The organism is Pseudomonas sp. BP11-1-1, from assembly GCF_052112105.1.
GTDB classification, from domain to species: domain Bacteria; phylum Pseudomonadota; class Gammaproteobacteria; order Pseudomonadales; family Pseudomonadaceae; genus Aquipseudomonas; species Aquipseudomonas alvandae.
Genome location: NZ_JAUTYU010000012.1, coordinates 97,946 through 109,849, shown reverse-complemented (window position 1 = coordinate 109,849; position 11,904 = coordinate 97,946). Strand labels below are relative to the sequence as shown.

The 11,904-nt window shown below is 60.6% G+C and carries 13 protein-coding genes; 8 read left to right on the top strand and 5 right to left on the bottom strand.

Annotation, left to right across the window (positions count from 1 at the left end; all coding sequences use genetic code 11):
* Nucleotides 1–54: 54 nt before the first annotated feature.
* Together Q7C33_RS21215 and Q7C33_RS21210 are read left to right on the top strand one after the other, a co-directional pair.
* Complete coding sequence (locus tag Q7C33_RS21215) at nucleotides 55–606, top strand: cytochrome c oxidase assembly protein (protein WP_198796081.1); 552 nt, start codon at nucleotides 55–57, stop codon at nucleotides 604–606.
* Nucleotides 607–630: 24 nt separating this feature from the next.
* Nucleotides 631–1,518 carry a cytochrome c oxidase subunit 3 gene (locus Q7C33_RS21210; protein WP_030139146.1) on the top strand — a complete coding sequence of 296 codons (888 nt, stop codon included), beginning with the start codon at nucleotides 631–633 and terminating at the stop codon, nucleotides 1,516–1,518.
* A 24-nt stretch (nucleotides 1,519–1,542) separates the two neighbouring features.
* On the opposite strand, the gene Q7C33_RS21205 is transcribed toward Q7C33_RS21210, so the two are convergent.
* Entirely contained in the window at nucleotides 1,543–1,746 is a 204-nt protein-coding gene (locus Q7C33_RS21205) for a twin transmembrane helix small protein (RefSeq protein ID WP_030139145.1), read from the bottom strand.
* A gap of 70 nt (nucleotides 1,747–1,816) precedes the next feature.
* On the opposite strand from Q7C33_RS21205, the gene Q7C33_RS21200 reads away from it, so the two are divergent.
* Genes Q7C33_RS21200 through Q7C33_RS21180 form a run of 5 tightly spaced genes read left to right on the top strand, consistent with a single transcriptional unit; the run spans nucleotide 1,817 to nucleotide 5,722 of the window.
* On the top strand, nucleotides 1,817–2,554 hold the full coding sequence (locus Q7C33_RS21200) for an SURF1 family protein (RefSeq protein ID WP_030139144.1): 738 nt from the start codon (nucleotides 1,817–1,819) through the stop codon (nucleotides 2,552–2,554).
* Complete coding sequence (locus Q7C33_RS21195) at nucleotides 2,520–3,113, top strand: hypothetical protein (RefSeq protein ID WP_030139143.1); 594 nt, start codon at nucleotides 2,520–2,522, stop codon at nucleotides 3,111–3,113. Before Q7C33_RS21200 ends, Q7C33_RS21195 begins: the two co-directional genes overlap by 35 nt.
* Before the next feature lie 10 nt (nucleotides 3,114–3,123).
* The gene (locus Q7C33_RS21190) at nucleotides 3,124–4,203 is read left to right on the top strand and encodes a COX15/CtaA family protein (RefSeq protein WP_407684109.1); all 1,080 of its coding nucleotides are present in this window, start codon (nucleotides 3,124–3,126) and stop codon (nucleotides 4,201–4,203) included.
* On the top strand, nucleotides 4,191–5,090 hold the full coding sequence (cyoE, locus tag Q7C33_RS21185) for a heme o synthase (RefSeq protein ID WP_030139141.1): 900 nt from the start codon (nucleotides 4,191–4,193) through the stop codon (nucleotides 5,088–5,090). The genes Q7C33_RS21190 and cyoE overlap by 13 nt, the downstream gene beginning before the upstream one ends.
* Entirely contained in the window at nucleotides 5,087–5,722 is a 636-nt protein-coding gene (locus Q7C33_RS21180; protein ID WP_030139140.1) for an SCO family protein, read from the top strand. Before cyoE ends, Q7C33_RS21180 begins: the two co-directional genes overlap by 4 nt.
* A gap of 194 nt (nucleotides 5,723–5,916) precedes the next feature.
* Here Q7C33_RS21180 and Q7C33_RS21175 read toward each other — a convergent pair whose 3' ends face one another.
* On the bottom strand, nucleotides 5,917–6,816 hold the full coding sequence (locus tag Q7C33_RS21175; RefSeq protein WP_407684108.1) for a DMT family transporter: 900 nt from the start codon (nucleotides 6,814–6,816) through the stop codon (nucleotides 5,917–5,919).
* A gap of 111 nt (nucleotides 6,817–6,927) precedes the next feature.
* Entirely contained in the window at nucleotides 6,928–8,007 is a 1,080-nt protein-coding gene (locus Q7C33_RS21170) for an SDR family oxidoreductase (RefSeq protein WP_030139138.1), read from the bottom strand.
* Between the two features lie 74 nt (nucleotides 8,008–8,081).
* Between Q7C33_RS21170 and Q7C33_RS21165 the strand changes: the two genes are divergently transcribed.
* Nucleotides 8,082–8,471, top strand: coding sequence for a MerR family transcriptional regulator (locus Q7C33_RS21165; protein ID WP_407684107.1), 390 nt, complete (start codon nucleotides 8,082–8,084; stop codon nucleotides 8,469–8,471).
* Nucleotides 8,472–8,684: 213 nt separating this feature from the next.
* Here Q7C33_RS21165 and Q7C33_RS21160 read toward each other — a convergent pair whose 3' ends face one another.
* Together Q7C33_RS21160 and Q7C33_RS21155 are read right to left on the bottom strand one after the other, a co-directional pair.
* A complete protein-coding gene (locus Q7C33_RS21160) occupies nucleotides 8,685–10,877 on the bottom strand; it encodes a TonB-dependent receptor (protein WP_407684106.1) in 2,193 nt (730 codons plus the stop codon).
* Between the two features lie 207 nt (nucleotides 10,878–11,084).
* Nucleotides 11,085–11,897, bottom strand: coding sequence for an alpha/beta fold hydrolase (locus tag Q7C33_RS21155; protein WP_407684105.1), 813 nt, complete (start codon nucleotides 11,895–11,897; stop codon nucleotides 11,085–11,087).
* Nucleotides 11,898–11,904: the final 7 nt, after the last annotated feature.

Sequence of the window (11,904 nt, the reverse complement as noted above, 5' to 3'; positions counted from 1 at the left end):
CCTGCTTCGCGAGCAAGCCCGCTCCCACAGAGTTATCTGTAGGGGTTCAGAATCATGGCTGACTCGATCTCGCTGAAAAAACTGGTCACCCGCCTGCTGCTGGTGGTGGTGGCCATGTTCATCTTCGGGTTTGCCCTGGTGCCGATCTACGACGTGATGTGCAAGGCGTTCGGCATCAACGGCAAGACCGCCGGGCAGTACGAAGGCGAGCAGACCGTGGATGAATCGCGGCAAGTCCGCGTGCAGTTCCTGTCGACCAATGCGGTGGACATGGTCTGGGACTTCTACCCCAAGGGCGACCAATTGGTGGTCAAGCCAGGGGCGGTCAACGAGATGGTGTTCGTCGCCCACAACCCCACCGACCGGCCGATGAGCGCCCAGGCGGTGCCGAGTATCTCGCCGAGCACCGCCGCGGCGTATTTCCACAAGACCGAATGTTTTTGTTTTACCCAGCAAGTGCTGCAACCCGGCGAACGCATCGAAATGCCCATGCGCTTCATCGTCGACCGGGACATGCCCAAGGAAGTGAAGCACCTGACGCTGTCCTACACGCTGTTCGATATCACTGCTCGTCATCCTCCGGTGGCTGTAAACACTGACCGATAGCGTGCCCGATAAGGAGAACAATAAATGGCAACTCATGAGCACTATTACGTCCCGGCCCAGAGCAAATGGCCGATCATCGCCACGGTCGGGATGTTCGTCACGGTGTACGGCCTGGCGACCTGGTTCAACGACCTGAAGGCGGCGCGCCCCGAATCCCACGGGCCGCTGATCTTCTTCGTCGGCGGCCTGCTGGTGGCCTACATGCTGTTCGGCTGGTTCGGCGCGGTCATCAAGGAAAGCCGCGCGGGGCTGTACAGCGCCCAGCTCGACCGCTCGTTCCGCTGGGGCATGAGCTGGTTCATCTTTTCCGAAGTGATGTTCTTCATTGCCTTCTTCGGCGCGCTGTTCTACGTGCGCACGATCTCCGCGCCGGGGTTGGCCGGCGAAGGCAGCAAGGGTTTATCGGAAATGCTCTGGCCGAACTTCGAATACGTCTGGCCGTTGTTGAACAACCCCGATCCCAAGCTATTCCCACCGCCCAAGGATGTGATCAGCCCTTGGGGCTTGCCGCTGCTCAACACCATCCTGCTGGTCAGTTCCAGCGTCACCGTGACCATCGCCCACCATGCCCTGAAAAAAGGCCATCGTGGGGCGTTGAAAATCTGGCTGGCGATCACCGTGTTGCTGGGTTGCGCCTTCCTGGGTTTCCAGGCCGAGGAATACATCCACGCCTATAAAGAGCTGGGCCTGACGTTGGGCTCGGGCATCTACGGCGCGACGTTCTTCATGCTCACCGGTTTCCACGGCGCCCACGTCACCATCGGCACGATCATCTTGTTCGTGATGCTGATGCGCATCATGCGCGGGCACTTCGACAACGAGCATCAGTTCGGCTTCGAGGCCGCGAGCTGGTATTGGCACTTCGTCGATGTGGTGTGGATCGGCTTGTTCTTCTTCGTCTACATCCTCTGAGGCAACCGCTACCAGGGCGGCTATTTACCAGGGAGCATGCGACACCAACTGGCCGCTGAAAAAGCCCCAGGCGATCAAGCCGACGGTGACAGCGGCCAAGGCGACACGAATCGCCAGGGCGATGACCAGGCGATTGGAATTGCTTTCGTCCTTGACCAGAAAAAACAAGCCGCTGAACAGGCTGGCAACCGTGGCGATCAGCATCAGGGCGATGGCTGCTTTGAGCATCAGGAACACTCCGGGGGGACGCGATGCAGGTGAGTATAGCTATCTCGTTCAATAGCCTTTGGGCGGCGCCATGAAAGGCTTCCGGCCGGGCCTCGTGCCGTCATTGGTGGTAGCCGTGCTGGTGCCGGTGATGGTGTGCCTGGGGTTCTGGCAATTGGGCCGGGGCGAACAGAAGCGTGTGCTCATGGACACTTATGCCGAGCGCCGCGTGGCCAAGCCGATGGACAGCGCCGAGCTTGCGCAAACGGCGGATCCGGCCTTTCGACCGGTCAGCCTGCGTGGCCATTTCGACGCCGAGCACAGCCTCCTGCTGGACAACCGCCAGCACGACGGCAAGGTGGGCGTCGAACTGCTGCAACCATTCCTCGACCACGCCAGCGGGCTGTGGCTGCTGGTCAATCGCGGCTGGCTGCCGTGGCCGGATCGCCGCACCCCGCCAGTCTTCAGCACGCCGCAACAGACGGTCGACCTGCAAGCCTGGGTCTACGTCGCGCCCGGCGCCACGTTCCAACTTCACGCCGACCCGGCCAGCGCACCGTGGCCACGGCTGGTCACCACCATCGAGCCGCAGAAACTCTGGGCCGAACTGGACCGTGGCGGCTTCGCCTATGAATTAAGACAACAAAGCGGCCCCGGCGCCTACCGGACCGACTGGCCGGTGGTTTCCATGGGTCCGGAAAAACACCTCGGTTATGCCGTGCAGTGGTTCGCCATGGCGGCGGCGCTGTTCGGCCTTTTCCTTTATCTCGGATGGCACAACGCAGGGAGACACCATGGGGAACACCATGAATCCAACCAACACGTCTGAAGCGCCCGACGCCCGCAGCCGTCGCAAGGGGCGCGTGCAATTGCTGTTGATCGTGCTGGGCGTGATTGGCCCGATGATCCTCGCCACCGGCATGTACAAGTTCCAGTTCTGGGTGCCCGACAGCCGCAGCTACCACGGCGAGCTGATCGGCAACGGCCAGTCCCGCGCCGACATCGGCGTGCAGGCCGACGAGCAGCGCTGGCAGATCCTGGTCACCGCGCCGCAGGAGTGTTCGGTGGACTGCCGCCAATTGGTCTATCTGGCGCGGCAGGTGCAGATCGGCCTGGGTCGCGAGGCCGGCCGCGCCAGCCATGCCCTGGCCATCTCGCAGCCGCTGGACAGCGAGTACGACGCGCAATTGCAGCGTGAATATCCTCAGCTGCAACGCTACCCGCTGGACCTGCCGGCCTACCAAAAAGGCGCCCAGGGCTCCGGCGGCGCCCAGTTGTGGATCATCGACCCCCACAGCAACCTGGTGCTGCGCTATGACGCCCGGGTCAAGGGCAAGGACTTGCTCAACGACCTGCGCCACCTGCTGAAACTGTCGAACATCGGATGAGGGCACCGACATGGCCAAGCCTGGATTTCGCCTCGCGCTGTTTGCCACGCTGCTGGCATTGATTGTCGTACTGTTGGGCGCCTACACCCGCCTGACTCACGCCGGCCTCGGTTGCCCCGACTGGCCGGGTTGCTACGGTTTCATCAGCGTGCCCAAGGGCGAAGCCCAGCTGGCCCATGCCGAACTGCATTTTCCCGACACGCCGGTGGAAGCGCATAAAGGCTGGAACGAAATGATCCACCGGTATTTTGCCGGGACCCTGGGATTGTTGATCACCACCCTCGCCGCCCGGGCCTGGATGAACCGCCGTCACCCCGGCCTGCCGTTGAAATTACCGTTGTTCCTGCTCGCCGTGGTGTTTGCCCAGGCGGCGTTCGGCATGTGGACCGTGACGCTCAAGCTGTGGCCGCAAGTGGTCACCGGGCATTTGCTGGGCGGGTTCGCGACGTTGAGCCTGCTGTTCCTGCTGACGCTGAGATTGTCTGGCGTATTACCCGCGCTGACCGTGCCCAAGCGCCTGCAACACTGGGCCACGGCTGGGCTGCTGCTGGTGATCGGCCAGATCGCCTTGGGCGGCTGGGTCAGTTCCAACTACGCCGCAGTGGCCTGCATCGATTTCCCGACCTGCCACGGCCAATGGCTGCCGCCCGCCGATTTCGCCAATGGCTTCCACCTGACCCAACACATCGGCCCGAACTACCTGGGCGGGCAACTGGACAGCGACGCTCGCACTGCCATCCACCTGACCCACCGCATCGGCGCGCTACTGGTGACGATCGTGCTGCTGGGGCTCGCCTGGCAGCTGAAAACGGTGGGCATGACCCGACTGGCGGGCCTTGTCCTCGCGGCACTGGCGGCACAAATTACCTTGGGAATAAGCAACGTCGTGTTTCATCTGCCGCTGCCGGTGGCGGTGGCCCACAACGCCGGGGGCGCCGCACTGTTGCTGACCCTGGTGCTGGTCAATTATCACGCCCGCACCAGCCTGGTCCGGGTCAAGCATCAAGTCCCGCTGCGCTGGCGCTTCAATCCGCATAAACATGGCGTCGGGCCCATCACGATAAAAGGAGAGATGCCATGGCAACCTTGACCGGTGAACGCCACAGTCAGGCGATCTGGCGCGACTACCTGGAGCTGACCAAGCCGAAAGTAGTGGTGCTGATGCTGATCACCTCGCTGGTCGGCATGTTCCTCGCCACCCGCGCCGGAGTACCGTGGACGGTCCTGGTGTTCGGCAACCTGGGCATCGCCTTGTGCGCTGGCGGCGCGGCGGCGGTCAACCACGTGGTGGACCGCCGCATCGACGCGGTCATGGCCCGCACCCACAAACGGCCATTGGCCGAGGGCCGGGTCTCGCCGGCCGCCGCGCTGACCTTCGCCCTGGCGCTGGCCGTCGCCGGCCAAGCCATGCTGCTGGTGTTCACCAACCCGCTGACCGCCTGGCTGACCCTCGCCTCGCTGCTCGGTTACGCCGTGATCTACACCGGCTTCCTCAAGCGCGCGACGCCGCAGAACATCGTCATCGGCGGCCTCGCCGGCGCCGCACCGCCGCTGCTGGGCTGGGTCGCGGCCACCGGCCATGTCAGCGCCGAACCGTTGCTGCTGGTATTGATCATCTTCGCCTGGACCCCGCCGCACTTCTGGGCCCTGGCGATTCACCGCAAAGAAGAATACGCCAAGGCCGACATCCCGATGCTGCCGGTGACCCACGGCGAGCACTACACCAAGATCCATATCCTGCTGTACACCTTGGTGCTGCTGGCGGTGAGCCTGATGCCGTTCGTGATCCAGATGAGTGGCTTGATCTACCTGGTCTGTGCGCTGGTACTGGGTGCACGGTTCCTGCAATGGGCCGTGGTGTTGTACCGTGGCAGCCGGCCGCACGCGGCGATCAACACGTTCAAGTACTCTATCTGGTACTTGTTCCTGCTGTTCATCGCCCTGCTCGTAGACCATTACTTACTGTTGAGCCTATGACTCGAACCCAGAAAACCGTCTTCATCCTCGCGGCCGTGATCGCACTGATCCTCGGCCTGACCATCAACAAGGTGCTCTCCAGCAAAGGCCAGGGTGACCCGACGGCGTTGATCGACGCCGGCATCATCCTGCTGCCCCAGAGCCGCAACCTGCCGGACGTGAAAATGACCGACCAGGACGGCCAGCCCGTGGCGATGGACGGGTTGAAAGACAAGTGGAGCCTGCTGTTCTTCGGCTACACCTTCTGCCCGGACATCTGCCCGACCACCCTCGCCCAACTGCGCCAGATCAAAAGCGAACTGCCGCCCGAGGCGGTGGCCAAGTTGCAGATCGTACTGGTGAGCGTCGACCCGAACCGCGACACGCCCAAGCAACTCAAGCAATACCTGGGCTACTTCGACCCGCAGTTCAAAGGCCTCACCGCTTCATCGGTGGAAGACCTGCAGAAACTCGCCAACGCAGTGAGCATCCCGTTCATCCCGGCGGACACCAGCAAGCCCAACTACACGGTTGACCACAGCGGCAACCTCGCCGTGATCGGCCCGGACGGTACTCAGCGTGGGTTTATTCGGGCGCCGTTGAATAACCAGAAACTGGTGGCGCAGTTGCCGGAGATGCTCAAGCGGAAATAGTAGGAAGCGCAACCGTTGTGGCGAGGGGATTTATCCCCGCTGGGCTGCGCAGCAGCCCTAAGACAGTGAACTCAATCTTTCTGACATACCGAGTTGGCTGGTTTGGGGCCGCTACGCAGCCCAACGGGGATAAATCCCCTCGCCACAAAAGCCCCTACACGTCAGTCACTCATAACATCAGTATTTGAAACAGCTCACTCGGCCGAAGGGACGGACGCCTTGCCACCCAAGCGGATGACCTCATTGGAAAAACACAGGCCAACGATGATCAGTGCCGCTCCCGCATAGAGGCTGTCGCGCGGTACTTCGTTGAGCGCCACAAACGCCAGCAGCGCGGCGAACAGGGGTTCGGTCAGCTCCAGCGCCTGCACTTGGGAGGGCTTGAGATACTCGATGGCCTTGGTGGTGCAGAAAAACCCCAGGATGGTCGGCAACGCAGCCAGCGCCAGCAGTGCGGCGATTGCCAGCGGCGACAGCTCGCCTATCGCGAAACCATCGGCCGCCGCCGGCATCAGCAGGTACAGGCTGCCAAAGAACAACAATTGCCGAGTGAAGTGCAGCCCCCCCGACACGCCCATGCGCTTCATGGCAACCGAAAAGGCCCCATAGCCGCAACCGGCCATGGCGGCGAGCGCTGCACCTTGCAGGGTAAAGCCCTGCTGCAGGTCGCCGCCGAAGATCACCGCGATCCCGGCGATAGCCAGCCCGGCGCCGACGGTAGCGTTCGCGGTGATGGCGTCCTTGAGGAAAATCCGCCCCAGAATGATCGAGGAAATCGAGGCACTGGCCATCAGCATCACCACCACACCGGCTGCAGCGTAGTGTCGGTAGGCGGACGTTTCGAAATGGAACAGCACAAAGATGCCAAGGAATGCGCAGATGGCTGCATGCGTCCATTTGATCGATGCCGCCGGGCGTCTGAGGAAAAACAGCAGGACCGAGAGCAGCACACAACCCAATACGGTCTTGATGACAGCGACACTGCTGGCGGTGAAACCATTACTCATGAGGACTTTGCTGAGCACACCGATCGTTGCGTTCAGTGCCGCAGCGGAGAGTGCAAACATGACGCCTTTGCTGAAGGTGGATTGCATTGAGGACGATCCCTGTCGGTGATTTTTCGGTCGATAGCATGCCACCCCGCCTCGACGGCGCACAGGCCGATTTCAAGCACGCTGGTTTTGCATTTCCAAGTTGATGAATCCTCAGCGGGCCTTGTCCTGCGCCAGGCAACAGGAATTGACGAACGTTGCAGTGTGCTGCAACGCCTGGCGTATATCCGGCTTGGTTATTCCATGCCTGTTGGCAAACTGCTCGAGCGCCGCTGTGTCAAAACGAGTGGTCTGGATAAAGTCCAAGGCTTCGGGCTTGCTGTTCAAAAAACGCGCGACGGGAGGAATACTCAGTAGCCACTTCAGCAATCGCAGCGAAATGTGATGCTTGGGCGACCTTATGCCAAGGGGTTTTGCGACCTCTGCCAGGAGTGCTCGCAAGTTGGGACTCTGATCATCAAGCGCCAACAGTTCCTGCCCCGCCATGGCCGGGTCAAACGCACAAACCGCCACCAGTTCGACCAGGTAATCCACGGTGACCAGGGGTAGCCAATGCTCGGCGGTGCCGGGCACTGCGGTCAGCTTTCCCTGCACAAGGTTGCGTATCAGCTCCACCAGCGGCTGACCATCAACGATATGCCCCGTGCGGCTGTGGCCACACACCGTCGCGGGGTGGACAACGGTGATCTCCCCGCCCAGGGTGGACATGACCTCCAGGGTCGCAAAATGCGCCTCCAGCTTGCTCCCCTCGTAACCCCCGACATGCCGGTAGACGGCAGGCCAATTCGTCAGCTCCGGAGAACGAGGATCGATCCCGATACGCTGCAGATGTTCATGATTCTTCAGCATGTAGCCGCCGATCATCACCAACCGGCTTTTCTGCCCGGCCGCCAACAGCGCCACCCGCTTTGCCCCTTCCACGTTCACCGAGCGAGAGTTTTCCATTGAAAGCCCCCAAGCGAAGTGAGCGCCCAGGTGGAAGATGACGCTGGCGTGCCTCAGCACTTCTCGGTCAGCACGACTCAGCCCGAGATTGTCCCGTTCCAGATCGCCCGCCACGGCCAATACCCGGGCCCCGCTCCCTCCCAAATTGTCGACTTGCTCACGCAGCGCAGCCAGTCGCTCCGGGCGACGCATCAACACCCGAACGGTGTGTCCCTTTGCACTCAGGTACGCCACCAGATGTTGACCGATGAAGCCAGTACCCCCCGTGACAAAGCACTCCACGCTCATTTCCCTGCTCCTGGTTAAGGTGAAAAATCGAGCGTAATCTATCGACCCAACTCTACAGTCAAGCGGTGTTTTTCATGAGAATCGGCGAACTCGAGGCCCGCAGCGGCGCCAGCCGTCATACGCTGCGTTATTACGAGCAGATCGGCCTGATCTCACCGCTGCGGCGAACGAATAACTACCGCGTCTACACCGCGCAGACCCTGCAGGACCTGGACTTTATCCAGCGCGCGCAAAGCATGGGGTTTTCCCTGGCGGAAATAGGTCAGATCCTGGATGCGCAGCGCAACGAACTGATCGACTGTGCTGACGGCGCCAAGCTGATTGAAAAGAAAATGGCGGAAATCAAAGAGAAGATCGCCAACCTGAAAAGCATCTATCGATACCTCGACGAAGAGCGCGCAAACCTCGAAGCCAGTGCCGCCAGGCAACTTGCGCTTCAGCAGCTGAGCAACGCTTCCAACTGAACTGTCAGTCTCCGGGGAGCGCAGCCCAGCCCCCCGTGGCGAGGGAGCTTGCTCCCGCTGGCCTGCGCAGCAGGCCCCTGCATTTCTCCAGGCAAACCGCATCGCCTGGTTTTGCGACTGCTGCGCAGTCGAGCGGGAGCAAGCTCCCTCGCCACAGGGGATTGGGTGTCCGCTCTTCAGTCTCGATACTTCAAGCCTTCCTCAAACGACCACTCAGAAATCAACAGTCCCCGAAAACTTCACCAATCGCGGATCACCCTGCGAAAGGTAGCCGCCGTTTGCCGAGGCCCAGTAGTTCTTGTCGGTGATGTTTTCCACGTTGACGCGCAACGTCAGGTCTTTCTCCACGAATTTCATTTTGTAACGTGCGCCTGCGTCGAAACGGTTCCAGGTGGGCAAGCTCAGGTTGTTAGCCTGATCCGCATACTGCCCGCCCGTGCGCAACATCCTCGCGCTGAGCGCGGCGCCTTCGAAACCCGGAATATCCCAATCCACGCTGGCATTGAGCTGAAACGTTGGCACGCCAATCGCGTGGTTGCCATCGTTGAGGCCGCCGGCAGTGTTTTTCAGTTCGGACGTCATGCGGGTACCGCCGGCCATTAACCGGAGGCCTTCGATGGGCTCGCCGAAAACGCTGATCTCCAGCCCCTTGTTGACCTGCTCGCCATCACGCACATAGAGCTTCTGCGCGTTGTCGACGTAACCATCGGACGGTTTCTCGATACGGAAAACACCCACGTTGGCACCGAAGGTCTGCATGTCCAGCTTGATGCCCGCTTCCAACTGTTTTGTGCGGCCAGGTGGAAAGGCTTCGCCCAGGTTGGTGATGCCTGTACCGGACGCCACCGGTCCTTTGGCGAGGCCTTCGATTCTGTTGGCGTAGAGCGACACGCTCTCCACGGGCTTGTACACGATGCCGTAGACAGGCGTGGTAACGGCTTCATCGTAAATAGTGCTACGACTGCCATCGTTTGCTGGATTGGCTACACCGTTTGAAGTGGTGCCATCGTACTTGTAGTTTTCGACACGCAATTGCTGACGACGGACACCGTAAGTGACCAGCAATTTGTCATCGAACAAGCCCAACGTATCGGAAATCGCCAAGCTCCGGTTGCGGGTTTTGCCGGTCACCCCGGGATCGCCCATTTCACCGCCAGTGCTGGACACCGCCGTCGGCTTGGGAAGCTTGGGGGTGTCGTAGATATTGGTGTTGCCGGTAACGGGACGATAGAAGGTGTAGGCGTTTTCCTGCTCGGTCCAGATCGTTGAGCCGCCGATCGAAACCTGGTGGGAAACAGGCCCAGTGTTGAAGCGCCCGTTCAACCCGCCACTGAATGAGGTGTTGTCTTCATTGTGAGGAATTTCCGAGCCACCTATCGTCGCGACACCGTTATTGCCGACCAGGGTCGGTGTGGCGTAGACCCCGGTTTCGCGGGTGTGCTTTACACCGCCAGCCAGGTAGGCGGTCCAGTTTTCGTTCAGGTCCCAATCGCCACGAACCATGCCGAAAGTGTCTTCGGTTTCGGAGTAAGTCCAGTCCTGTCCATAATTGTGGCTCGCGTTCGGAGCCGTGGGAATGCGAGTGGCACTCCCGATGTTCACAGAGTTACGCAGTCCGTTGATACGTTGTTTCTGATAGCCAAAATCGGTGGAAACGCGGACGTCATCACCTCGATAGTCCAAGCCCGCAACGAACAACTTTGTGCGCTGATCCTGGTTGTCGATCGCTGTTTCACCTTCGCGCTGGCTCAGATTCAACCTGGCGCCAAAACGATTGTCCTCGCCGAATCGCTGCCCGATATCCAAATGCTCGCCAATGCGGCCTTCGGTGCTGATGTCCTGGGTATAGCGACGCGTCGGGACATCCTCCGCGCGTTTGGGCTGCAGGTTGACGCCGCCCCCAAGCCCCGAGCCCGTCGGACTGACACCGTTGATAAACGCGTTGGGGCCTTTGAACACCTCGACACGCTCGATCGCATCCGTCGACAGAATTTGTCGCGGTAAAACGCCGTACAGCCCGTTGTACGAAATGTCGTCGCTGGCAAGCGGCAGGCCTCGAATCACGAACACCTGGGATTGGTTACCAAACCCATAGGATTGCCGCACCGACGGATCATTGAGCAGCACATCACCCACGTCTTCGGCTTGTTGATCTTCAATCAACTGGGAGGTGTAACTGGTCATCACGAACGGGACATCCATGTTGTCCTGATTGCCCAGCACACCCATCTGGCCCCCCCTCGCCACCTGACCACCCGCATAGGGTGCCGGTAGCGTGTTGGAATTGGTTTTGACCGCATCGGCAGTAACGTCGGTCATGCCCAATTCGATAGGTTCAGCCGCTTGGGCAAGAAAACTGACTGAGCAGCACGCGGCAAGCAAGGTAAGGCGAGATGGAAATAGCATGGGGTGAGTACCTGCGGGGAAACGGAAAATCAATTTAGTGAATGCTAATGATTCGCAGATGGATTATCCATACTAATGGCTCGTTGCCATAAAAGATTCGGGCAGCGGTTTGGTTTCCCCAACGAAAAACCCGGCCACCTGCGCCGGGTTTTTTAGTTTTTCTCGAAGAAAAGCGGATGAGGCTTTTAGTCGCCCCGCTCTACCTGATCACTCTTTCGAACTGGCCTGCGCCGCTTCAACAATCAGCTCCGCAACTTTCCCCGGATTGGACGTCATCACCACATGGGAAGCCCCTTGAACGGTGACGGTCTTTTTCGAGCCAGCGCGTTCGGCCATGAACTTCAGGGCGGCCTCGGGGATGTTCTTGTCCGCCGAGCCGTAGATGAACCAGGACGGCAGTTTTTTCCAGGCCGGCTCGCCAGACGCTTCCTTCAATGCCGCCTCGCTAATCGGGCGTTGGGTGGCGGCCATCAGGGCGGAGTCCGCCGCTGGAACGTCGGCGGCGAACTGTTGGCCGAATTTGTCCTGCTGGATGTAGAGATCCTTATTGCCATCGTCCAACTGCACCGGAGCCGCCAAGGTTGGACCCAGGGTGCCGCCAGGGTAGCGACCGGACAGCTCGATGGCGGTTTCGCCTTTGTCCGGCGCGAAGGCTGCGACGTAGACAAGCGCCTTGACCTTGGGGTTGTTATGCACGGCGTTGGTGATCACGGCGCCGCCGTAGGAATGACCCACCAGGATCACCGGGCCGGCGGTTTGCTCGACGATATCGGCGACGTAATCGGCGTCCTGCTTCACGCCGCGCAGCGGGTTGGCTGCGGCAACGACCGGATAGCCCTGGGTCAGCAACTGGGCGGCAACGCCATTCCAACTGGACGATTCGGCGAATGCGCCATGCACCAGCACGATGGTGGGCTTGGCGGCGGCGGGTTGCGCGGCGGTTGCGTTTTGAACGGATGTAAGTGCCAGCGCAGCGGTGATGGTGACGGCCAAGAGCGATTTGAGATTGAGCATGATCATTCCTTTT

What these genes read in the sequence shown, in the direction of transcription:
- Q7C33_RS21215 (WP_198796081.1), top strand. Translation starts at nt 55, where the DNA reads ATGGCTGACTCGATCTCGCTGAAAAAACTGGTCACCCGCCTGCTGCTG.
- Q7C33_RS21210 (WP_030139146.1), top strand. Translation starts at nt 631, where the DNA reads ATGGCAACTCATGAGCACTATTACGTCCCGGCCCAGAGCAAATGGCCG.
- Q7C33_RS21205 (WP_030139145.1), bottom strand. Translation starts at nt 1,746, where the DNA reads ATGCTCAAAGCAGCCATCGCCCTGATGCTGATCGCCACGGTTGCCAGC.
- Q7C33_RS21200 (WP_030139144.1), top strand. Translation starts at nt 1,817, where the DNA reads ATGAAAGGCTTCCGGCCGGGCCTCGTGCCGTCATTGGTGGTAGCCGTG.
- Q7C33_RS21195 (WP_030139143.1), top strand. Translation starts at nt 2,520, where the DNA reads ATGGGGAACACCATGAATCCAACCAACACGTCTGAAGCGCCCGACGCC.
- Q7C33_RS21190 (WP_407684109.1), top strand. Translation starts at nt 3,124, where the DNA reads ATGGCCAAGCCTGGATTTCGCCTCGCGCTGTTTGCCACGCTGCTGGCA.
- cyoE (WP_030139141.1), top strand. Translation starts at nt 4,191, where the DNA reads ATGGCAACCTTGACCGGTGAACGCCACAGTCAGGCGATCTGGCGCGAC.
- Q7C33_RS21180 (WP_030139140.1), top strand. Translation starts at nt 5,087, where the DNA reads ATGACTCGAACCCAGAAAACCGTCTTCATCCTCGCGGCCGTGATCGCA.
- Q7C33_RS21175 (WP_407684108.1), bottom strand. Translation starts at nt 6,816, where the DNA reads ATGCAATCCACCTTCAGCAAAGGCGTCATGTTTGCACTCTCCGCTGCG.
- Q7C33_RS21170 (WP_030139138.1), bottom strand. Translation starts at nt 8,007, where the DNA reads ATGAGCGTGGAGTGCTTTGTCACGGGGGGTACTGGCTTCATCGGTCAA.
- Q7C33_RS21165 (WP_407684107.1), top strand. Translation starts at nt 8,082, where the DNA reads ATGAGAATCGGCGAACTCGAGGCCCGCAGCGGCGCCAGCCGTCATACG.
- Q7C33_RS21160 (WP_407684106.1), bottom strand. Translation starts at nt 10,877, where the DNA reads ATGCTATTTCCATCTCGCCTTACCTTGCTTGCCGCGTGCTGCTCAGTC.
- Q7C33_RS21155 (WP_407684105.1), bottom strand. Translation starts at nt 11,897, where the DNA reads ATGATCATGCTCAATCTCAAATCGCTCTTGGCCGTCACCATCACCGCT.